This is a genomic window from Delftia acidovorans SPH-1 (genome assembly GCF_000018665.1).
Lineage (GTDB): Bacteria > Pseudomonadota > Gammaproteobacteria > Burkholderiales > Burkholderiaceae_C > Comamonas > Comamonas acidovorans.
On the sequence record NC_010002.1, the window covers coordinates 5,647,449 to 5,668,651 of the forward strand.

23 protein-coding genes are annotated in these 21,203 nt (G+C 67.0%); 14 read left to right on the forward strand and 9 right to left on the reverse strand.

The genetic code is table 11. The annotated features are described in order from the left end of the window. Positions 1 to 158 precede the first annotated feature (158 nt). Both DACI_RS25750 and DACI_RS25755 read left to right on the forward strand, forming a co-directional pair. On the forward strand, positions 159 to 1,610 hold the full coding sequence (locus tag DACI_RS25750; protein ID WP_012206893.1) for an aldehyde dehydrogenase: 1,452 nt from the start codon (positions 159 to 161) through the stop codon (positions 1,608 to 1,610). A 152-nt stretch (positions 1,611 to 1,762) separates the two neighbouring features. Further along, complete coding sequence (locus tag DACI_RS25755; RefSeq protein ID WP_012206894.1) at positions 1,763 to 2,284, forward strand: FKBP-type peptidyl-prolyl cis-trans isomerase; 522 nt, start codon at positions 1,763 to 1,765, stop codon at positions 2,282 to 2,284. Between the two features lie 67 nt (positions 2,285 to 2,351). Here the strand turns inward: DACI_RS25755 and DACI_RS25760 are convergent, their stop codons facing one another. Both DACI_RS25760 and DACI_RS25765 read right to left on the reverse strand, forming a co-directional pair. After that, on the reverse strand, positions 2,352 to 2,924 hold the full coding sequence (locus tag DACI_RS25760; RefSeq protein WP_012206895.1) for a glycine zipper 2TM domain-containing protein: 573 nt from the start codon (positions 2,922 to 2,924) through the stop codon (positions 2,352 to 2,354). 145 nt (positions 2,925 to 3,069) lie between these two features. Continuing rightward, positions 3,070 to 3,450 carry a PepSY domain-containing protein gene (locus DACI_RS25765; protein WP_043782637.1) on the reverse strand — a complete coding sequence of 127 codons (381 nt, stop codon included), beginning with the start codon at positions 3,448 to 3,450 and terminating at the stop codon, positions 3,070 to 3,072. 256 nt (positions 3,451 to 3,706) lie between these two features. Here DACI_RS25765 and DACI_RS25770 point away from each other — a divergent pair, with 256 nt between their 5' ends. The 3 genes from DACI_RS25770 to DACI_RS25780 are packed head-to-tail and all read left to right on the forward strand — an operon-like array spanning position 3,707 to position 6,135. Further along, positions 3,707 to 4,012 carry a PepSY domain-containing protein gene (locus DACI_RS25770; RefSeq protein WP_012206897.1) on the forward strand — a complete coding sequence of 102 codons (306 nt, stop codon included), beginning with the start codon at positions 3,707 to 3,709 and terminating at the stop codon, positions 4,010 to 4,012. A gap of 6 nt (positions 4,013 to 4,018) precedes the next feature. Next, positions 4,019 to 4,690, forward strand: a complete 672-nt coding sequence (locus DACI_RS25775) for a response regulator transcription factor (RefSeq protein ID WP_012206898.1) — start codon at positions 4,019 to 4,021, stop codon at positions 4,688 to 4,690. Beyond that, positions 4,687 to 6,135 (forward strand): ATP-binding protein, encoded by a 1,449-nt coding sequence (locus DACI_RS25780; protein ID WP_012206899.1) that lies wholly within the window; start codon positions 4,687 to 4,689, stop codon positions 6,133 to 6,135. Before DACI_RS25775 ends, DACI_RS25780 begins: the two co-directional genes overlap by 4 nt. 46 nt (positions 6,136 to 6,181) lie before the next feature. Here DACI_RS25780 and DACI_RS25785 read toward each other — a convergent pair whose 3' ends face one another. The 4 genes from DACI_RS25785 to coaBC form a co-directional block, all read right to left on the reverse strand. Further along, entirely contained in the window at positions 6,182 to 7,006 is an 825-nt protein-coding gene (locus DACI_RS25785; RefSeq protein ID WP_012206900.1) for a hypothetical protein, read from the reverse strand. Between the two features lie 63 nt (positions 7,007 to 7,069). Continuing rightward, entirely contained in the window at positions 7,070 to 7,519 is a 450-nt protein-coding gene (gene dut / locus DACI_RS25790; RefSeq protein WP_012206901.1) for a dUTP diphosphatase, read from the reverse strand. Positions 7,520 to 7,589: 70 nt separating this feature from the next. Then, entirely contained in the window at positions 7,590 to 8,135 is a 546-nt protein-coding gene (locus DACI_RS25795; RefSeq protein WP_012206902.1) for a hypothetical protein, read from the reverse strand. Positions 8,136 to 8,152: 17 nt separating this feature from the next. Continuing rightward, a complete protein-coding gene (coaBC, locus tag DACI_RS25800) occupies positions 8,153 to 9,376 on the reverse strand; it encodes a bifunctional phosphopantothenoylcysteine decarboxylase/phosphopantothenate--cysteine ligase CoaBC (protein WP_043782641.1) in 1,224 nt (407 codons plus the stop codon). A 102-nt stretch (positions 9,377 to 9,478) separates the two neighbouring features. On the opposite strand from coaBC, the gene DACI_RS25805 reads away from it, so the two are divergent. From DACI_RS25805 to DACI_RS25830, 6 genes are all read left to right on the forward strand, one after another. Beyond that, positions 9,479 to 11,137, forward strand: coding sequence for a CTP synthase (locus tag DACI_RS25805; protein ID WP_012206904.1), 1,659 nt, complete (start codon positions 9,479 to 9,481; stop codon positions 11,135 to 11,137). A 40-nt stretch (positions 11,138 to 11,177) separates the two neighbouring features. Beyond that, positions 11,178 to 12,035: a 3-deoxy-8-phosphooctulonate synthase gene (kdsA, locus tag DACI_RS25810; protein WP_012206905.1), complete on the forward strand. Its 858-nt coding sequence runs from the start codon at positions 11,178 to 11,180 to the stop codon at positions 12,033 to 12,035. 3 nt (positions 12,036 to 12,038) lie between these two features. Beyond that, positions 12,039 to 12,329 (forward strand): DUF1330 domain-containing protein, encoded by a 291-nt coding sequence (locus tag DACI_RS25815; RefSeq protein WP_012206906.1) that lies wholly within the window; start codon positions 12,039 to 12,041, stop codon positions 12,327 to 12,329. A 234-nt stretch (positions 12,330 to 12,563) separates the two neighbouring features. Next, positions 12,564 to 13,850 carry a phosphopyruvate hydratase gene (eno, locus tag DACI_RS25820; protein ID WP_012206907.1) on the forward strand — a complete coding sequence of 429 codons (1,287 nt, stop codon included), beginning with the start codon at positions 12,564 to 12,566 and terminating at the stop codon, positions 13,848 to 13,850. A gap of 64 nt (positions 13,851 to 13,914) precedes the next feature. After that, the gene (ftsB, locus tag DACI_RS25825; RefSeq protein WP_012206908.1) at positions 13,915 to 14,193 is read left to right on the forward strand and encodes a cell division protein FtsB; all 279 of its coding nucleotides are present in this window, start codon (positions 13,915 to 13,917) and stop codon (positions 14,191 to 14,193) included. Between the two features lie 175 nt (positions 14,194 to 14,368). Next, positions 14,369 to 14,797 (forward strand): hypothetical protein, encoded by a 429-nt coding sequence (locus DACI_RS25830; protein WP_012206909.1) that lies wholly within the window; start codon positions 14,369 to 14,371, stop codon positions 14,795 to 14,797. A 12-nt stretch (positions 14,798 to 14,809) separates the two neighbouring features. Here the strand turns inward: DACI_RS25830 and hslO are convergent, their stop codons facing one another. Further along, positions 14,810 to 15,802: an Hsp33 family molecular chaperone HslO gene (gene hslO, locus DACI_RS25835; protein ID WP_012206910.1), complete on the reverse strand. Its 993-nt coding sequence runs from the start codon at positions 15,800 to 15,802 to the stop codon at positions 14,810 to 14,812. Positions 15,803 to 15,837: 35 nt separating this feature from the next. Beyond that, positions 15,838 to 16,362: a gamma carbonic anhydrase family protein gene (locus tag DACI_RS25840; protein WP_012206911.1), complete on the reverse strand. Its 525-nt coding sequence runs from the start codon at positions 16,360 to 16,362 to the stop codon at positions 15,838 to 15,840. Between the two features lie 54 nt (positions 16,363 to 16,416). On the opposite strand from DACI_RS25840, the gene DACI_RS25845 reads away from it, so the two are divergent. The 3 genes from DACI_RS25845 (at position 16,417) to DACI_RS25855 (ending at position 20,037) form a co-directional block, all read left to right on the forward strand. Next, positions 16,417 to 17,223: a ferritin-like domain-containing protein gene (locus DACI_RS25845; protein ID WP_012206912.1), complete on the forward strand. Its 807-nt coding sequence runs from the start codon at positions 16,417 to 16,419 to the stop codon at positions 17,221 to 17,223. A 188-nt stretch (positions 17,224 to 17,411) separates the two neighbouring features. Then, entirely contained in the window at positions 17,412 to 18,689 is a 1,278-nt protein-coding gene (locus tag DACI_RS25850) for an EAL and HDOD domain-containing protein (RefSeq protein ID WP_034396453.1), read from the forward strand. Positions 18,690 to 18,747: 58 nt separating this feature from the next. After that, positions 18,748 to 20,037, forward strand: a complete 1,290-nt coding sequence (locus DACI_RS25855) for an EAL and HDOD domain-containing protein (protein ID WP_012206914.1) — start codon at positions 18,748 to 18,750, stop codon at positions 20,035 to 20,037. 78 nt (positions 20,038 to 20,115) lie between these two features. Here DACI_RS25855 and DACI_RS25860 read toward each other — a convergent pair whose 3' ends face one another. Further along, positions 20,116 to 21,114: a Bug family tripartite tricarboxylate transporter substrate binding protein gene (locus tag DACI_RS25860; RefSeq protein ID WP_012206915.1), complete on the reverse strand. Its 999-nt coding sequence runs from the start codon at positions 21,112 to 21,114 to the stop codon at positions 20,116 to 20,118. Positions 21,115 to 21,203: the final 89 nt, after the last annotated feature.

The window sequence follows — 21,203 nt, forward strand, 5'->3', positions numbered from 1 at the left end:
GGACAGCCAGGACAAGGGTAAACCCCGGAGCCTGTGCACGATCCGTCATGCGCTTTGTGCGCGCAGCGGGCTGCCTTCGCCATCGCCTGCTTCTACGATGACCGGCACGCCCGGCAGCGCCAACGCCCAGGCCACAACCGCATACCAAGGAGACAGTCATGATCGAACAAACCATGCTCATCGCAGGCCAGGCCGCACAGGCCGGCAATGGCGCCACCTTCGAGCGCCGCAATCCGCTGGACGGATCGGTGGCCACGCGCGCCCCGGCCGCCACCCCCGAAGATGCCGTGCGTGCCGTCGAGGCCGCGCAAAAGGCCTTCCCCGCCTGGGCCGCGCTGGGTCCGACCGAGCGCCGCCAGATGCTGATGAAGGCATCGCAGGCGCTGGAGGCCAAGACCGAGGCCTTTGCCGCCGCCATGGCCGCCGAGACCGGCGCATCGGGCATCTGGGCCGGCTTCAACGTGCACCTGGCTGCCAGCATGTTCCTGGAGGCCGCATCGCTGACCACCCAGATCAACGGCCAGATCATTCCCTCGGACGTGCCCGGCAGCCTGGCCATGGCCGTGCGCCAGCCCGCTGGCGTGGTGCTGGGCATTGCGCCCTGGAATGCGCCCGTCATCCTGGCCGTGCGCGCCATTGCCACGCCGCTGGCCTGCGGCAATACCGTGGTGCTCAAGGGCTCGGAGCTGTGCCCCGCCACGCACGGCCTGATCATCGAGGCCCTGCAGGAAGGCGGCCTGCCGCCCGGCGTGGTCAACTTCGTGACCAATGCGCCCGAAGATGCGGGGGCCGTGGTCGAAGCCATGGTGGCCCACCCGGCCGTGCGCCGCGTGAACTTCACCGGCTCCACGCGCGTGGGCCGCATCCTCGGCCAGACCTGCGCCAAGTACCTCAAGCCCGCCATTCTGGAGCTGGGCGGCAAGGCGCCCTTCGTGGTGCTGGACGATGCCGACATCGACGCCGCCGTGGCCGGCTGCACCTTCGGTGCCTTCGCCAACTCGGGCCAGATCTGCATGTCCACCGAACGCATCATCGTGGACGAGTCCGTGGCCGGCGATTTCCTGGACAAGCTGGTGGCCCGTGCCAGCTCGCTGCCGCTGGGCGATCCGCGCAAGGGCCCCGTGGTGCTGGGCTCGGTGGTGGACATGGCCACCGTGGAGCGCGCCAACCGCCTGATCGACGACGCGCTGGCCAAGGGCGCCAGGCTGCTGTGCGGCGGCAAGGCCACCAACACCCTGATGGCGGCCACGCTGATCGACGGCGTCACGCCCGAGATGGACATCTTCCGCGAGGAAACCTTCGCCCCCGTCAAGGCCATCGTGCGCGTGCGCGGCGAGGAGCAGGCCATCGCCATGGCCAATGACAACGAATTCGGCCTGTCCTCGTCCGTCTACACCCGCGACACCGCACGCGGCTGGCGCGTGGCGGCGCGCATCGAGGCCGGCATCTGCCACGTCAACGGCCCCACCGTGCATGACGAGGCACAGATGCCCTTTGGCGGCGTGAAAAACTCGGGCTACGGCCACTTCGGCGGCCAGGCAGGCATCGATGCCTTCACCGAGACGCGCTGGATCACCATGCAGACCACCCCCCGCCACTATCCGTTCTGATCGGCAGGACTCGCCGCCCGGCCTGCGCAGCAGCCGGGCAGCCGTGGGAAAATCGCGCCAACGCGGCCGCCGGCACGCCTTCGTCAAACACGGGCGCGCGCGGCGGTCTTTCTTTTTCCCCACCGCGGCATGGGCCGCACAAGCTGCACACCATGGAAATCACAGAACAATGCGTGGTCGCTCTGACCTGGACCCTCAAGGACACCCTGGGCGAGGAACTGGACGTGCTCGATGAGCCCGTGGAGTTCCTGGTCGGCGGCGACGATCTGCTCAAGCGCATCGAGGAAGCCCTGCAGGGCCACGGCCAGGGCAAGACCCTGGACCTGCACCTGGAGCCCGAGGAAGCCTTTGGCGACTACAACGAAAGCCTGATCTTCCTGGAGCCGCGCGCCCTGTTCCCGGCCGAGCTGGAGGAAGGCATGAGCTTCGAGGCCAGCGCCCTGCCCAAGGGCTGCAGCGCCGTGCAGCCCGACCTGCTCTACACCGTCACGGAAATCTATCCCGAGCATGTGGTGCTGGACGGCAACCACCCGCTGGCCGGCATTGCGCTGCGCCTGCACCTGAAGGTCGAAGGCGTGCGCGAAGCCACCGAGGAGGAAATCGGCCGCGGCTCGGCCGGTACCGGCTTCTTCCGCATCCAGCCCATGGCGCCGGGCAACGACACGCTGCACTGAAATTGCCGCGCTGAAATGGCAAAGGGCTCCCTGCGGGGAGCCCTTTTGCATGGAGCGAGCCTGGTACTCAGCGAATCAGCTGGTTGTTGTCCACGCGCACGCTCTCGCCTATGCGCAGCTGCGGATTGTTCTGGTAGTCGAACACGCGCGTGCTGCCGTCGTTCAACTGCACGGTGACGCGGTAGACATCGCGCAGGTCGCCAGGGCCGGTGTTCTTCTCGATGGCATTGCCCGCCATGGCACCGCCCACCACGCCCGCAATGGTGGCGATGTCGCGCCCACTGCCCTTGCCCACCTGGCGGCCCAGCACCCCGCCGACCACGCCGCCCACCACGGCCCCTGCGCCTATGCCCGAGCCGCCAATGCCGCTGGGCTGCTGGATCTGCACCAGTTGCACATTGGTCACGCGCCCCTGCTGCACATAGCCACCGCCGCCCGGGTAGGCCGTGCCGGGCTGGCCGCCGCCGGGATAGCCACCGCTGGGGTAGCCGCTGGTCGGATAGCCCCCGGCTGGATAGCCGCCGGCAGGGTAGCCGCCACCCGGGTATCCACCCTGCTGGGGGTAGCCCGCGCAGGCGCTGAGCATCAGCGCGGCAATGCAGCCGGCGCCCATGGCGCTCAAGCGATGAATGGAAGGCATGAGAATCTCCTGTGTACTGTCCGTGGATCGATCAAGGGCAGCCACCGGACCGGCCAGCGGCTGCATACCGCTTCAACGTCCCAGGCCGCATGCCTGCCGACCGGACAGAACACTTGCTGACAAAAATCAGCCTGCCCGCCCGGCCTCAATTGCGAGCGCGGATGCTGAGCACGTTGCCGTTGTTGCCATCGACGTAGAGCTTCACAGGGCGTCCATCGCCGGTCTGGCCCTTGACCTGGTAGAGGCCGTCCTCCCACTCGATCTCGCGCAGGTCGCGGTAGCCCAGGACTTCCATGCGCTCGAAGATTTCGCGGATGCTCAGCCCCGGCCCCTGGAAGGCGCCGCGCACGGAGGCCACCGTGGTGGCCACGGCCTCGCCGGCCTGTACGGTCACGGAAGGCCCGCCCGTGGCGGCTGCCTGGGCCTGCACCTGGGCGGCCAGCCCGGCAGTGGCGATCAGCACAATGCCCAGGCCCGTCAGGCCATGGCGTGCAGCGCGGGAAATCAGTTGTCGGATGGAAGGCATGAGGTTCTCCTTGGCATGTGAAGGTCGGCGACTGGGCCGGCGATTGGGTCGGCGATTGGGCTGGCGATGCATTTGAAAAGGCCGCATCTGCCGGCTGCTGCGCCTTCGTTTCCGTTGGATTGCGACGGCGTGCTGCCATTGTTCGATGCAGGCCATGAACGCAAGCTGAAGCAGCCGTTCATCCGAGGTTCATCCACGCTGGGCTATAAAGTTTTCCATGCCCACTCCATCCTTCTCCATTCCTCGCAGGTCCTGGATGCTGCTGGCCGCACTGCTGCTGATGGCGGCGGCCCTGGCCTCCTGGACCACACCCTCGGATGCCGGCGACAGCGACCATGAACTCGCTCGCCAGGCCCTGCAGCAAGGCCGCGTGCTGCCGCTGCGCACCGTGCTCGACCAGGTCGAGCGCGACTACCAGGGCCAGGTCATCAAGGTCGAGTTCGAGCATGACGACGGCCGCTTCATCTACGAGATCCGGCTGCTGCAATCGGGCGGCCGCGTGGCCAAGCTCAAGATCGATGCACGCGATGGCAAGGTGCTGAGCTTCAAGCGCAAGGACTAGACGCAGATGCGAATCCTCGTGGTGGAAGACGAGCCCACGCTCTGCGGGCAACTGGTACAGGCCTTGCAGCAGGCAGGCCATACGGTGGAGACGGCCGCGGACGGCGCAACGGCCCAGTACCTGGGCGAGGTCGAGGAATTCGACGCCGCCGTGCTGGACCTGGGCCTGCCCGTGCGCGACGGGCTCACCGTGCTGCGCGCCTGGCGCGCGCAGGGCCGGGTCATGCCGGTGATGATCCTCACGGCGCGCGGCGCCTGGCATGAGAAGGTGGCCGGCATGGATGCCGGCGCCGACGACTATCTGGCCAAGCCCTTCCACATGGAAGAGCTGATGGCCCGCCTGCGCGCCCTGCTGCGCCGGCTCAGCCCGCACGCCAGCGCCCAGTGGCAATGCGGCCCCATCGTGCTGGACTCGCGCCATGCCCGCGTGAGCGTCGCCGGCCAGCCGCTCACGCTGACCAGCCATGAATTCAAGGTGCTGGCCCTGCTGATGCAGCGCGTGGGGCAGGTGATATCGCGCACCGAACTGTCCGAACACATCTACCCGCAGGACAGCGACCGCGACTCCAACACCATCGAGGTCTTCGTCGGCCGCCTGCGCAAGAAGCTGCCGGCCGGCAGCATAGAGACCGTGCGCGGCCTGGGCTACCGGCTGGTGGAAGGCGCGCCCGCTGCATGAACGCGCCACAGGAAAGACAGGTATCCCGGCTCGGTGATTCGCTGCGCCTGCGCCTGCTGGCCGGCACGCTGGCCTGGGTGCTGGCGGCCGTGCTGCTGGCCGGCTGGGGGCTGCGCGGCCTGTTCCGCGACCACATCGCGCAGCAGTTGCAGGCGCAGCTGGTGCTGCAGCTCGACCAGCTCAGCGCAGCCGTCAACAGCCTGCCCGGAGGGCGCATCGAGGTCGGGCTGGCCGTGGGCGACCCGCGCCTGGCGCAGCCGCTGTCGGGCCTGTACTGGCAGATCGACCAGGTGAGCGATGGCGCGGGTCCGCCCGAGAAGGCCGGCTTGCTGCGCTCTCGTTCGCTGTGGGACCAGACGCTGGACTGGCACCAGTTCCGCGCCGATGCCGGCCGCCCGGATGAGCACCACGAGGACACGGCGCTGAACACCGGCATGCTGCCCGATGGCCAGGGCCACCAGCTCGTGGCCGTGGCACGCCCCCTGCAATTGCCCGAGGCCGATGCGCCGCCGCTGCGCCTGATCGTTGCGGCCGACAGCGCCCTGCTGGCCGAGCCCATGCAGCGCTTCACCACCATGCTGATCGCCGCACTGGGCACGCTGGCGGCCGGGCTGGTGCTGGCCGTGGTGCTGCAGCTGCGCCTGGCGCTGCGGCCGCTGCAACTGCTGCGCAAGGGCCTGTCCGACGTGCGCAAGGGGGCAACGCCGCGCCTCGAAGGCCGGTTTCCGCAGGAACTGCGCCCCCTGGTGCAGGAATTCAACCATGTGCTGGATGTGAACGCCGACATGGTGCAGCGCGCGCGCACGCAGGCCGGCAACCTGGCCCATGCGGTGAACACGCCGCTGTCCATCCTCGGCAATGCCGCCGCGCAGGAAGGCGGGGCGCTGGCCGAACTGGTCCGCGAGCAGGTCGCCAGCGCCAGCCGCCAGGTGGACCACCATCTGGCACGCGCCCGCGCTGCGGCCCGCCAGGCCACGGGCCTGCGCACGCCGCTGGAGCCGCCGCTGGCCTCGCTGGTGCGCACCATGGAGCGGCTGCACGCCGGCCGCGGCATCCGCTTCGCGCTGAAGGGCGATGTGCAGCCTTGGGACTTTCTGGGCGATGGCCAGGACCTGATGGAAATCCTGGGCAACCTGCTGGACAACGCCGGCAAGTGGGCAGCCCAGGCCGTGAGCCTGGAAGTCCAGGGCCTGGAGCACGATCAGGCCGGCGGCCCATTGCTGCTGACGGTGGACGATGACGGCCCCGGCATCGAAGACGCCGACCTTGGCCGCATCTTCGAGCGCGGCGAGCGCCTGGACGAACGCAGGCCCGGCGCGGGCCTGGGCCTGGATATCGTGCGTGACCTGGTGCAGACCTATGGCGGCAGCATCGCGGCCAGCCGCTCGCCGCTGGGCGGCCTGCGCATGCAGCTGCGCCTGCCGGGGGCAAAAAGACAGGCGTGACGGCAGGAGCCGCGCAGCAGCGGCTCTGTGCCCTCTCAGGGGCCTTTCAATGCCCTCTCAGCGTGCGCAGCACCTGCACCAGGGTGTCTGCCTGGGGAAACAGCCAGTCGGCCAGCGCGCCAAGCGCCACGGCGGCCACCAGTGCGCCCAGCACCGGCTTCCAGCTCAGGCGCAGCGCGGCCAGCAGCCAGCCCTCGCGCTCCACCACGTAGAGCGTGCGCGCCATCAGCAGCGCAAAGGCCACCTCCACCGCCACGGCCAGGAACAGGTCGGCCCCAAAGACCAGCCACAGCAGCGACCCTGCCCCCGTGACCGCGACCAGCAGCGCCGCAAACACCAGCAGCACGGGGACCAGGACGACGGCGCCTTCGTCCAGCCCATCGATGCCCGGCATATCAAAGCCTTGCGACGCCGAGGAAGCGGCCTCGGACAGCGCGCCGCCGTCATCCCAGCTGCCGCCGGAGCCACCGCCGCCATACGAGCCGCCCTGCCCGCTGTCGAATCCGCCAGCCTCCGGCGTGCGGGCCGGTGAAGAGCCACTGCCGCCGGGCGTCACATCGGGAACATCGGACACCTCCCAGTCGCGGCGCAGCATGCATTCGGCCCACAGGCGCAGCAGCAGCAGGTACAGCAGATAGCCACAGGCCAGGGCCACGCCATAGCGCAGCGCCATGCTGTGCATGCCCGCGTGCAGCAGGCCCAGGCTCAACAGCGACATGCCAGCCAGGCTCAACCCGCCTGTCAGTGCCGCATGCAGGCGCAGCCAGTGGCGCTGCTGCAGGCGGCGGCGCATGCGGTCTTCCTGCGTCAGCATCACGCGCGTCCATGACGCGGATGAGCGGTGGCGCGTGCGCCGGGATGGCCTGGCCATGCGGATTCCTCCCTGGAGCGATACCCTGGCAGCGCAGCTGCGGGCGATGTCTGGCGGAAAGCCTTATTGCTTGCCGGTGGAGCCGTAGCCGCCCGCGCCGCGCTCGGAAGTCGACTCGAACTCCTCGACCACATTGAAGCTGGGCTGCACCACGGGCACGATGATCAGCTGGGCCAGACGGTCCATGGGCTGCAGCGTGAAGGCCGTGGTCGAGCGGTTCCAGGCGCTGACCATGAGCTGGCCCTGGTAGTCGCTGTCGATCAGGCCGACCAGGTTGCCCAGCACGATGCCGTGCTTGTGGCCCATGCCCGAGCGCGGCAGGATCATGGCCGCGTAGCCGGGGTCCTTGAGGTACATGGCCATGCCCGTGGGCACCAGTTGCCATTGGCCGGGCTCCAGCATCAAAGGCGCATCGATGCAGGCGCGCAGGTCCAGGCCCGCGCTTCCCGGCGTGGCGTAGGCGGGCATGTTCTCGCGCAGGCGCGCGTCAAGGATCTTGATATCAACGTTCATGGAAACAATCTGGGGAGCGCCTCACGGCAGGCTCTCTTGAAAAGCAAAGCGCGCATTGTGCCCCGCGCCGTCACCCGGACGACTTGAGCCCGCTGCGAAAGCCTTTGACGATGGCATTGATGATGGTGAGCAGCAGGATGAAAGGGCCGATGCCCGGAATCACCACGGCCAGGATCAGGCCGATCACGATACCCAGCAACTGCCCCGGACCTATCGTGAAGACCGTCTTCTTGACAGCCTTGGCGGCGGAGGACGCCTGGGCTTGCTGAGCCCGCGCCGCCTGCCGGCCGCGATCGGCCCTGCCACCATTTCTATCGCCGTTCCTGTCGCCATGCCTGTCGCCTGCAGATGGCTGGCGCCCCGGCAGGGCAGGCATCGAAGCCTGCTGCGCGGCGATGCGCGCCTTCTCGGCCGCAGCCTGCACCTGCTCGCGCACGCGCTCGACCACGGACTGGGACTGCGCGCCCGGCGTGGCCACCGCATCGGTGAAATCGCTGCGTCCCTGCGCCATCCAGCCGTGCGCTGCAGAGCGGTACAGGGGGCTGGCGCGCAGCAGCTCGTCCACATAGCGCACATAGTCGCCGTGGCGGGGGCCTTCGTAGGTGTTCTGTGACATGCGGGCCTTCGGTGGTGTCAACGGACGGGCGGCAGGCGCCGGGCGATCTCGGCCACCAGCTGGCGCGCCAGCAGGGACTTGGAGGCGTGCGGCAGCTCCTGGGTGCCAGCCTCGTCGATCAGCAGCAGGGCATTGTCATCCCGCCCAAAGGTTGCGGGACCGATATTGCCCACCAGCAGCGGCACCTGCTTGCGCAGGCGCTTGGCGCTGGCGTGCTGCAGCAGGTCATGGCTTTCGGCGGCGAAGCCCACGCAGTACAGCCGGCCGCTGCGTGCGGGCTCGGACTGCGCGGCGGCCGCCAGGATGTCGGGGTTCTCGACGAAGGTCAGCGTGGGGGTCTGGCCCGAGCCGTCCTTCTTGATCTTCTGGTCTGACGCCTTGGCCGGGCGCCAGTCGGCCACGGCCGCCGTGGCGATGAACACACCGGCTTGCGGCAATTGCTGGTGCACGGCGTCAAACATCTGCTGCGCCGATTGCACGTCGATGCGCTGCACGCCGCGCGGCGTGCGCAGGTGCACGGGCCCGGCCACCAGGGTCACCTGGGCGCCCGCCTCGCGGGCGGCGCGCGCAATGGCAAAGCCCATCTTTCCGCTGGAATGGTTGGTGATGCCGCGCACGGGGTCGATGGCCTCGAAGGTCGGGCCCGCCGTGACCAGCACCTGGCGGCCCTGCAGCAGCTTGGGCGTGAAGAAGGCAGCCAGCTCCTCCATGATTTCCTCGGGCTCCAGCATGCGGCCGTCGCCCACCTCGCCACAGGCCTGGTCGCCCGTTCCCACGCCCAGCACCAGCGCACCGTCGGCCGCCACCTGCGCCAGGTTGCGCTGCGTGGCCGGGTGCGCCCACATCTCGCGGTTCATGGCAGGCGCCAGCAACAGGGGCACGCGGTCCATGGGGCGCGCCAGGCACATCAGGCTCAGCAGCTCATCGGAGCGGCCCTGCACCAGGCGTGCGATGAAGTCGGCGCTGCAAGGCGCGATCAGCATGGCATCGGCCTCGCGACTGAGGTTGATGTGGGGCATGTTGTTGGGCTCGCGCGCGTCCCACTGCGAACCATAGACCGGACGGCCCGACAGCGCCTGCATGGTCACCGGCGTGATGAACTGCTCTGCCGCCTCGGTCATCACCACCTGCACGGTGGCCCCGGCCTGCACCAGCAGGCGCACCAGCTGGGCAGATTTGTAACAAGCCACGCCTCCGGAAAGGCCGAGCACCAGATGTTTACCTGCGAACACTTCAGTCATGGCGCGCAATTTAGCAGAGCCGGAGCATCCGAGCAGCCCCGCGCGGCGCGGCGAATTCGGCGGCGCATCTATAATCCTGCTTTACCACCACCAATAAAAGACATGACCAAATTTGTCTTCGTCACAGGCGGTGTGGTGTCTTCCCTGGGCAAGGGAATCGCCTCAGCCTCCCTTGCTGCGATCCTCGAATCGCGCGGCCTCAAAGTCACCCTCATCAAGCTGGATCCCTACATCAACGTGGACCCGGGCACCATGTCGCCCTTCCAGCACGGTGAAGTGTTCGTGACCGATGATGGCGCCGAGACCGATCTGGACCTTGGCCACTACGAGCGTTTCATCGAAACGCGCATGAAGCAGTCCAACAACTTCACCACCGGCCGCATCTACCAGAGCGTTCTGGAAAAGGAGCGCCGCGGCGACTACCTGGGCAAGACCGTGCAGGTGATCCCGCACGTGACCAACGAAATCCAGGAGTACATCAAGCGCGGCGCCGGCCTGGGCACGCCTGACGCTGTCGATGTCGCCATCTGCGAAGTCGGCGGCACGGTGGGCGATATCGAGTCCCTGCCCTTCCTCGAAGCCGTTCGCCAGCTGGCCCTCAAGCAGGGCCCCAACAACACGGCCTTCGTGCACCTGACCTACCTGCCCTGGATTGCCACGGCCGGCGAGCTCAAGACCAAGCCCACGCAGCACACCGTGCAGAAGCTGCGCGAGATCGGCATCCAGCCCGACGCCCTGCTGTGCCGCGCGCAGCACCAGGTGCCGGAAGAGGAGAAGGAAAAGATCTCGCTGTTCACCAACGTTCCCGAGTGGGGCGTGATCTCCATGTGGGACGTGGACACCATCTACAAGGTGCCCCGCATGCTGCACGAGCAGGGCCTGGACGGCCTGATCTGCGACAAGCTGCGCCTGAACACGCCGCCCACCAACCTCAAGCGCTGGGACGACCTGGTCCACGAGACCGAGCACCCGCAGGGCGAGGTCAAGATCGCCATGGTCGGCAAGTACGTCGAGCTGTCGGACGCCTACAAGTCCGTCAACGAGGCGCTCAAGCACGCCGGCATGCAAAGCCATGTGGCAGTGAAGATCACCCATGTGGACTCCGAGACCATCAGCGACGCCAATGCGCGTGACAAGCTCTCGCAGTACGACGCCATCCTCGTGCCCGGCGGCTTCGGCTCGCGCGGCGTGGAAGGCAAGATCTCCACGGCCCGCTATGCCCGCGAGAACAAGGTGCCCTACCTGGGCATCTGCCTGGGCATGCAGGTGGCCACCATCGAATATGCCCGCCATGTTGCCGGCCTCGAAGGCGCCAACTCCACCGAGTTCGACCCCAAGTCCGCCAACCCCGTGATCGCCCTGATCACCGAGTGGAAGGATGCCGACGGCACGGTCAAGACCCGCGACGAGAACTCCGACCTGGGCGGCACCATGCGCCTGGGCGCGCAGTCCTCCGACGTGCAGGCCGGCACGCTGGCCCACAGCATCTACGGTGATGTGGTCACCGAGCGCCACCGCCACCGCTATGAAGCCAACGTCCAGTATCTGGACCAGCTGCGCGAAGCGGGCCTGGTGATCTCGGCGCTGACGCAGCGCGAGCAGCTGACCGAGATCGTCGAGCTGCCCAAGGAAGTTCACCCCTGGTACATCGGCGTGCAGTTCCACCCCGAGTTCAAGTCCACGCCGTGGAGCGGCCACCCGCTATTCAACGCCTTCGTGAAGGCTGCGATCGAACGCCAGAAGGCGCCGCGCAAGCCCTGACTCTGCACCGCCGCCCACCATTTCCCAAGGAATCCTCACCATGAAACTCTGCGGCTTCGATGTCGGCCTCGACCGGCGCTTCTTTCTCATTGCAGGCCCCTGCGTCGTCGAGTCCGAACAGCTGCAGATGGACGTGGCGGGGCATCTCAAGGAAATCACGGCGGCCCTGGGCATCCACTTCATCTTCAAGAGCAGCTACGACAAGGCCAACCGCAGCTCGGGCGCCAGCTTTCGCGGCCCGGGCATGGACAAGGGCCTGGAGATCCTGGCCAAGGTGAAGAAGGACCTGCAGGTCCCCATCCTGACCGACGTCCACACCGAGTCCGAAATCCCGGCCGTGTCCCAGGTCGTGGACGTGCTGCAGACGCCGGCCTTCCTGTGCCGCCAGACCGACTTCATCCGCGCCGTGGCCCAGTCGGGCCGGCCGGTGAACATCAAGAAGGGCCAGTTCCTGGCCCCGCATGACATGAAGAATGTCATCGACAAGGCCCGTGCGGCTGCAAAGGAAGCCGGCCTGCCCGAGGACAGCTTCATGGCCTGCGAGCGCGGCGCCAGCTTCGGCTACAACAACCTGGTCTCGGACATGCGCAGCCTGTCCATCATGCGCGAGACCGGCGCGCCCGTCGTCTTCGACGCCACGCACAGCGTGCAGCTGCCCGGCGGCAACGGCACCAGCAGCGGCGGCATGCGCGAGATGGTGCCCGTGCTCTCGCGTGCGGCCGTGGCCGTGGGCGTGGCGGGCCTGTTCATGGAAACCCATCCCAATCCTCCCTGCGCTCTCAGCGACGGCCCCAACGCCGTGCCGCTCAAGCACATGAAGGCCCTGCTCGAAACCCTGGTCGCGCTCGACGACGTGACCAAGAAGAACGGCTTCCTCGAAAACGACTTTGGAGTCTGACCCATGGCCAGCGGCTACATCATTGCGTCCGTCACCGTCACCAAGCCCGAGCAGTACGAGGAATACCGCAAGTGGAGCACCGAGGCCATGCGCGTGCATGGCGCCGAAGTCTGCGTGCGCGGCGGCAAGGTCGAAGTGCTCGAAGGCGACTGGAACCCCGGCCGCACCGTGATCCTCAAGTTCCCCAGCTTCGAGGCAGCCCGGGCCTTCTACGACACGCCCGAGTACCTGCGTGCCCGCGAGGCGCGTGAAGGCGCATCCATCATGCGCATGGTCTGCGTGGAAGGCGTCTGACGGCCAGCCACCCCGGCTCGTCAAGAGCGCAGCGCATACAAAGCCATACAACCAATTTGTGCACAATAGCCGCCGCCCGATCGCAGATACTGCGCCGCGGAGCATGGCTGTGCCCGGTGGCACGGCAGCCTGCCACGCCACCGACCACCCATACCGCTTGCCCGGCAAGCACCAGGGCGCAACCTCACCGGAACCCGCCTGCACACCGATTTCAAAAACCGCAAAGGAAATGCCATGAGTGCAATCGTTGACATCGTAGGCCGCGAAGTGCTGGACAGCCGCGGCAACCCCACCGTCGAGTGCGACGTGCTGCTGGAATCGGGCGTGATGGGCCGCGCCGCCGTGCCTTCGGGCGCGTCCACCGGCTCGCGCGAAGCCATCGAGCTGCGTGACGGCGACAAGAGCCGCTACCTGGGCAAGGGCGTGCTCAAGGCCGTCGAGCACATCAACACCGAGATCTCCGAAGCCGTGCTGGGCCTGGACGCCTCCGAGCAGGCCTTCCTGGACAAGACCCTGATCGACCTGGACGGCACCGACAACAAGGGCCGCCTGGGCGCCAACGCCATGCTGGCCGTCTCCATGGCCGTGGCCCGCGCCGCAGCCGAAGAGGCCGGCCTGCCGCTGTACCGCTACCTGGGCGGCATGGGCGGCATGCAGCTGCCCGTGCCGATGATGAACGTCATCAACGGCGGCGCGCACGCCAACAACAGCCTGGACCTGCAGGAATTCATGATCATCCCCGTGGGCGCGCCGTCGTTCCGCGAAGCCGTGCGCTGGGGCGCCGAAGTCTTCCACGCGCTCAAGAAGATCATCCACGACAAGGGCATGAGCACGGCCGTGGGCGACGAAGGCGGTTTTGCGCCTTCCGTGGAAAACCACGAAGCCGCCATCCAGCTGATCCTGCAGGCCATCGAAAACGCAGGCTACAAGGCCGGCGAACAGATCGCCCTGGGCCTGGACTGCGCCGCCAGCGAGTTCTACAAGGACGGCATGTACGTGCTGGCCGGTGAAGGCAACCTGACGCTGACCGCCACCCAGTGGACCGACATGCTGGCCGGCTGGTGCGACAAGTACCCCATCATCTCCATCGAGGACGGCATGGCCGAAGGCGACTGGGATGGCTGGAAGATCCTGACCGACCGCCTGGCCGCCAAGGTCCAGCTGGTGGGCGACGACCTGTTCGTCACCAACACCAAGATCCTGAAGGAAGGCATCGACAAGAAGATCGCCAACTCCATCCTGATCAAGATCAACCAGATCGGCACGCTGACCGAAACCTTCGCCGCCATCGAAATGGCCAAGCGCGCGGGCTACACGGCCGTGATCTCGCACCGCTCCGGTGAAACCGAGGATTCGACGATTGCCGACATCTCCGTGGGCACCAATGCGGGCCAGATCAAGACCGGCTCGCTGAGCCGTTCGGACCGCATCGCCAAGTACAACCAGCTGCTGCGCATCGAGGAAGACCTGGGTGACATCGCCCACTACCCCGGCCGCGAGGCTTTCTACAACCTGCGCTGAAAAGCGTTAGGCTTGCAAGCCATCCGGCCTGCAAGCCTTTTTCCTTTCCGCAACATTTGCTGCCATGGTCAACCGCGTCGTCCCCCTTGTCCTGCTCGCCCTGCTCGCCGCCGTGCACGCGCAGTTGTGGCTGGGCCATGGCAGCGTGGCCTACGTCAAGGAACTGCAGCAGCAGATCCACGACCAGAACGTGGCCAATGCCCTGGAAAAGGCCGAGAACGACCGCCTGGCCTCCGAGGTCAACGACCTCAAGGACGGCCTGGCCATGGTCGAGGAAAAGGCCCGCAGCGAGCTGGGCATGGTCAAGCCCAACGAGATCTTCGTGCAGATCGTGCGGCGCTGAAGGTTGGGATTTCCTGCACCAAGGCCGGCTTCATGCCGGCCTTGTGCTTTTGCAACAAGGCGCCTGCGCCCCTTAACCGGGCCTGCGCGCAAGCCGAGACAGGTACTTGGACACAGACCGCTTGCCCCCGCCCCCGGTGATTCTTCTGGGATCGCCGCCCGCGCTCGCGCTTTCCATGGCCCATGCACTGCGCCAGGCCTGGCGGCACCACGGAGCATCTCCTGCTGACTGGCAATGCCTGGCGGCCGAGCCGGGGCAGTCTCTGCCGGAACATGGGGCCGTCTACCTGCTGGGACTGGATTGGAGAGCCCCCGTCACCGAGCACGAAGGGGTGAGCAATGGCCCTGCCGCCCAACTCCAGCATTGGCGTGACCAATTGCAAAGCCAGTCGCGCGGCTACGTGGTGCTCTATGGCAATACCGCCCGGCAATGGCAACAGCTGGCCGAGTCGCTCAGGCTCAAGGCTCCGCAAATGGACTGGTCCTGGCTGCCCGCAAGCCCCGTGCAACGCAGCGCGCGCCTTCGCCCCTACGGCTGCGAGCAATGCAGCGACCCGGACTGCGAGCGGCGACTGTTCGACGCGCTGCGCAGCGGGCGCGACTGACTCCGAGCGTATTTACTGCACGTTCGTCGAGGTCGGCGGCTGCTTGCCGGCCTCGGTGAACAGCTGGGCGGCATCGATGGGATCGAACTCGTACTGCTTGCCGCAGAAGTCGCAGCCCACCTCGATATTGCCGCGCTCCTCCAGGATGCTGTCCACCTCTTCAATGCCCAGCGAGACCAGCATGGCCCCCACGCGCTCACGGCTGCAGGTGCAGGCAAAGCGCGGGCGCTCTTCGTCCTGCTGGGGGACGAAGCGCATCAGCTTCTCTTCCCAGAACAGGCGCCGCAGGATGGTTTCCACATCCAGCGTGAGCAGTTCGTCGCGCGTCAGGCTGGCGGCCAGCGTGGCGATGCGGTTGTAGTCCTCGTTCAGGCCGATGGCGTCCTGGCCCGATTGCTCGCTTTCGGTGGCGGAGGCCAGGTTGGCCTCGCCCTTGACCGGCATGCGCTGGATCAGCAGGCCGGCAGCCAACTGGTCATTGGCGGCCAGCACCAGCACGGTGTCCAGCTGCTCGGACTGCAGCATGTAGTGCTGCAGTGCATCGGACACCTTGGAGAACCTGCGGCCTTGCGCATCCTGCAGCGGCACCACGCCCTGGTAGGGCTGCTGGCCCGGCTGGCGTCCCTTGGGGTCCAGCGTGATGGCGCAACGGCCACCACCATTCACATTGAGCAGTTGCTCCAGCGTGGCGCCTTCGGGCGCTTCCCCGATCAGGGTGGCGGTGGCGCGCAGGCCGAAGTCGGACTGCACCTCGGCCACGGCCAGCTTGACCGGGCCGTCGCCCATGACCTGGAAGACCAGGGCGCCGTTGAACTTGATGTTGGACTGCATGAGCACGCCGGCAGCCGCCATTTCGCCCAGCAGTTCGCGCACGGCAGCGGGGTAGGCGCCGGTCTCTCCGTTGCCCGCGCGGCGTTGCAGGATTTCCTGCCAGGCGTCGGTGAGGCGGACGATGGAGCCGCGCACGGGCAGGCCTTCGAAGATGAATTTATGCAGTTCAGACACGCTGATGGATTCCGTAAAAAAGTGCCGGGCCTCGCTCAGCCCAGCTTGCGCAGCCCGGTCTTGAACCGGCGCGCATTATCGACATAGTGTTGGGCGCTGCGGCGCAAGCCTTCGATCTGCTCGGGCGTCAATTGGCGCACGGCCTTGGCCGGGCTGCCGATGATCATCGAGCCATCGGGAAACTCCTTGCCCTCGGTGATGAGGGCGCCTGCGCCGACCAGGCAGTTCCTGCCGATCTTCGCGCCGTTGAGCACCACGGCACCGATGCCGATCAGCGACTCGTCGCCGATGGTGCAGCCATGCAGCATGACCTGGTGGCCCACGGTCACATGGCGCCCCACGACCAGCGGCTTGCCCAGGTCGGCATGCAGCACGCTGGCGTCCTGGATGTTGCTTCCCTCGCCGATGGAAATGCTCTCGCAGTCGCCGCGCAGCACGGCGCCGAACCAGATGCTGGCGTCTTCGGCCAGCTGCACATTGCCCATGACCTCGGCGCTGTCGGCCACCCAGGCCGATGCTGCCACTTCAGGGGCCACTCCATCCAGTTCATAAATCGCCATGGGTCTTTGTCTCCGTCAATTATTGGTGATGGCAGGAAACCTAGAATTGTAGGGATGGAGTTACGTCACCGCGCCCTTGAGGTTTTGTGCCTCCCGGACCCCGAAGAAAAGGCCGCCGCCGCGTTGGACATGTATGCACGGCAGGCGCTTTATTCAATAGCAGCGCAGGCACCGGCCCTGCCCGATCCCGCACCGGACCTGCCCGGCCGCCCGCTGCGGCCCGAGCTGCGCCACCACACTGCCGTTGCAAGGCGCTCGCCGGCCACGCTCGAAGGCCGGGCCGTGCTGATCCACGCCATTGCCCACATCGAGTTCAACGCCATCAATCTGGCGCTGGATGCCGTCTGGCGCTTTGACGGCATGCCGCAGCAGTACTACCTGGACTGGCTGCAGGTGGCCGCCGAGGAGGCCAAGCACTTTCGCCTGCTACGCGAGCATCTGCGCGCGCACCTGGGCCACGACTATGGCGATTTCCCGGCCCACCAGGGCCTGTGGACCATGTGCGAGAAGACCGCGCATGACGTGGTGGCCCGCATGGCCCTGGTGCCACGCACGCTGGAGGCACGGGGCCTGGACGCCACGCCCCAGATCCAGAACAAGCTGCGCAACACGCGCGCGCCCGATGCGCTGGCGGCCGTGGACATCCTCGACATCATCCTGCGCGAGGAAGTGGGCCACGTGGCCATAGGCAACCACTGGTACCGCTGGCTGTGCGAGCGTGAAGGCCTGGAGCCGGAGGCGCACTACCAGCACCTGACGCAGCGCTACGAGGCGCCGCGCCTGCGCCCGCCCTTCAACGAGCGCGCGCGCCGCGCCGCTGGCTTCACCGATACCGAACTGGCCTGGCTGCAGCAGGTCTGAAGAAAGACTGCCGCAGCCGCGCGGACGGGCCCGTCCCGTCCGCATGGCCGCACAATGGTTTACAAACTAGGATGGGTCCGACTCCGCAATCGGACTTGTCCCAGCAGACACTGCCTGTCGGCATATTTATTCAGAACATTCCTACAATCAGATCTGCTGCTTACCGTGCCTCTTCGACCGAACACTCCATGACCGAATTGCCTGTCCATCTCTTCAACGATGCCCCTGCGGCCAGCCCCGCGTCCACAGACCGGGGAATGATCGCGCGCCAGGCCATCGTCAACGGGGTGCAGCAGATCATCGGCTATGAGCTTTTCAACCGTTCGCGCGCCTACCCGGACCATACGGCGGCCTCGGACGTGTCCCTGGTATTCACGGCCCTGTCGCATGCCGGCGAAGAGGACCTGGTCGGCACCAAGTTGATGTTCGTCAACTGCACGCATGAAAGCCTGGCCGGCGGACATCTGGAGCTGCTCAACCCCGACAAGGTGGTGCTGGAGATCCCGCCGCTGGGCCTGGCCGCACAACAAGAGGTGCAGGCCCGCCTGCCCATCCTCAGCAATCTGCGCGCGCGCGGCTTCAACCTGGCCTTCAATCACACGGTGCTGGAGTCCGCCTATGCGGCCTGGCTGCCCCTGGCCGACTACATCAAGTTCGACCTGTCCGTGCTGGCCCCTGACCAGTTGGCCGTGCTGGTCAACTTCGCTGGCCGCCACACGCGCGCCGAGCTGATCGCCGAGAAGGTGGAAAGCGCCCAGCAGCATGAGCAGGTGGGCCGCCTGGGCATACAGCTGTTCCAGGGCTTCTGGTTTGCGCGGCCCACGGTGGTGCGCACCAAGCTGCTGTCGCCCTCGCAGCAAAGCATCGTCCAGCTGCTGAATCTGGTGCGCCAGCAGGCCAGCACCGATGCCATCGAGGATGTGCTCAAGAAGGATGCAGGCCTGGCCTTCAACCTGATGCGCCTGATCAATTCCGTGGGTTTTGGCGTGCAACGCGAGATCACCTCCTTCCGCCAGGCCGTGATGCTCATGGGCCTCAAGAAGCTGTTCCGCTGGGCGGCCATGCTGCTGACCGCATCGCGCAACGGCGGCCCGCCGCCGGCCATCGGCCAGACCGCCGTGATCCGCGGGCGGCTGATGGAGCTGCTGGCCCAGGAATCGCTGAGCGAGGAAGACTCCGACCAGGCCTTCGTCGTCGGCATCTTCTCGCTGCTGGGCAGCATGCTGGACCTGCCGCAGGACGTGGCCATGAGCCTGATCCCCGTGCCCGATGCCGTCTCCGCCGCCGTGCTGCGCCATGAAGGCGTGCTGGGCGAGCTGCTGATCCTGGCCCAGGCCTGCGAAGCCAGCGACGACGCAGCCTTCAACCGCAGCGCAGACGCACTGCGCCTGAGCAGCCAACAGATCAACTGGGCCCATCTGCAGGCCCTGGCCTGGACCGATCAACTGGCAGACAGCTCGCTATAGTCATGAGCTATCGCACGCAACTCAACGCCGCCGCTCCTTCATCTTTCTCAGCTTCCAAATGACTACCAACGACAACTCCTCCGCTCCGCCACCACCCCTGCCAGAGGGAGTGGAGGACGGACAGGTGGCCGTCATTGCGCGCCAGGCCATCGTCAACGAGGCGCGCGATGTCTTCGGCTATGAACTCTTCGATCGCTCCACAGCCCAGCATGCGCACACGGCGGCCTCCGATGCCGCCCTGCTGTTCAACGCACTGTCGTATGCGGGAGCCGAGGCGCTGGTGGGCAAGAAGACGGTCTTCATCAACTGCACGCATGACAGCCTGGCCGGCGGCCACCTGGAACTGATCCACCCCGACAAGGTGGTGCTGGAAGTGACCACGCTGGGCGAGAACGCCACCACAGCCGATATCGAAGAGCGCCTGCCCACCTTCCAGGCCCTGCGCCAGCGCGGCTTCCGCCTGGCCTTCAACCAGCACCTGCTGCGCCGCGCCTATGCCAGCTGGCTGCCTGCGGCCGCATTCATCAAGCTGGACATGCAGACCTTTGCGCTGGCCGATGCCGAGACCCTGGTGAATTTCGCGCGCGCCCATACCAATGCCCAGATCGTGGCCGAGAAGGTCGAGACCTCCGAGCAGTTCGAGCGCATGCGCGACCTGGGCGTGCGGCTGTTCCAGGGCTTCTGGTTCGCCCAGCCGCAGCTGGTGCAGGCGCGCACCATCCGCCCCACGCAGGCCACCATCATCCAGCTGATCAACCTGGTGCGCCAGCAGGCCAGCACGGACGAGATCGAGGCCCTGCTCAAGAAGGACCCCACGCTGTCCTTCAACCTGCTGCGCTTCATCAACTCCTCGGGCTTCGGCCTGTCCTGCGAGATCACCTCGTTCCGCCACGCGGTGATGATCCTGGGCCTCAAGAAGCTGTTCCGCTGGGCGGCCCTGCTTTTGACCACCTCGCGCGCGGGCGGCACGCCGCCGGCCGTGGGCCAGACCGCCGTGGTGCGCGGACGCCTGATGGAGCTGCTGACGGCCGAGCTGCTCTCGCCCGAGGAATGCGACAACGCCTTCGTGGTGGGCGTGTTCTCGCTGCTGGACGTGATGCTGGGCCAGCCCATGGAAAAGGCGCTGGAATCCATCGCCCTGCCCCAGCCCGTGATCGATGCGCTGGTGCACAACAAGGGCGTGTTCGCGCCCTTCCTGGAGCTGACGCGCGCCTGCGAAAGCGGCGACGACGAAGGCTTTGCGCGCGCCGCCAACGCCTTGCAGCTGTCCAACCACCAGGTCAACTGGGCGCACCTGCAGGCCCTGGCCTGGGCCGACAACCTCACGGCGGACGACGCCACGGTCTGAACGGGCCAGCCATCATGGCAAAGGGCTTGCGGCCGTGAAGCCGCAAGCCCTTTTTGCATGCCACGCGCCGCAGCGGTATCAGTTCAGCTTGATGCCTGCAGCCTGGATGATGCGCGCGTTGGACTGGGACTCGGCCTCGATCTGGCGCGCGAAATCCTCGGCCTTGCCGCCCGTGGCCACGTTGTCGGTGGCCTCCAGCTTGGCTCGCATGTCGGGCTGGGTCAGCACCTGGTTGATCTCGGCATTGAGCCTTTGCAGCACGGGCGCAGGCGTTCCTGCGGGCGCGAAGATGCCGAACACCGAGGTCATGTTGGCGCTCTTGTAGCCCAGCTCGGCCAGCGTGGGCACGCCGGGCAGCGACTCCAGGCGCTGGGGGGCGCCCACGGCCAGGGCCTTGAACTTGCCCGCCTTGATGTGCTGCAGCACGGCCGGCCCGGCGTTGGTGGAGAGCACCTCGAACTGGGCGCTCAGGCCATCATTGAGCTGCTGGCCGCCGCCCTTGTAGGGGATGTGCGTGATCTTGGCCTGCGAGGCGCACATGATCTGCTCGAGCATGATGTGGCCCAGCGATGCCAGGCCTGCCGTGGCCCAGCGGACTTCGCCGGGCTGGGCCTTGGCCTGCGCCACCAGTGCCTTGAAGTCGGTCGCCGTGGAGCGCGCCGTGCCCAGCAGCAGCACGGGCGAATACATCACGCTGGTCACGGGCACGAGATCGCGCTGCGGATCGAACAGCGGCTTGCCCAGGTGCGGGCTCAGCGTCAGCGGGCTGATGGAGGAAAAGCCCAGCGTATAGCCATCAGGTGCGGCCTTGGCCACCAGGTCCAGGCCGATGGCGCCGCCGGCGCCGGCCTTGTTGTCCACCACCACGGGCTGGCCCAGGCGGGCTGCCAGCTTCTCGCCCAGGGCGCGCGCCACCACGTCGCTGACGCCACCGGCCGGATAGGAAACCACCACGCGGATGGGTCGGCTGGGCCAGGCGGCATCGGCGGCCGACGCGGACATCGGCAAGGCCGCAGCAGCGACCGTCGCCGCCAGCATGGAAGTCACCAGCACATGCCGGCGCAGGAAATCAGTCATCGAAAACTCCGCAGAAACACATCGAACACGGCGGTGATTGTTCTGCAAAGCGCATATCCCCGGGACAGGCTTTGCCACTTCGACGATTT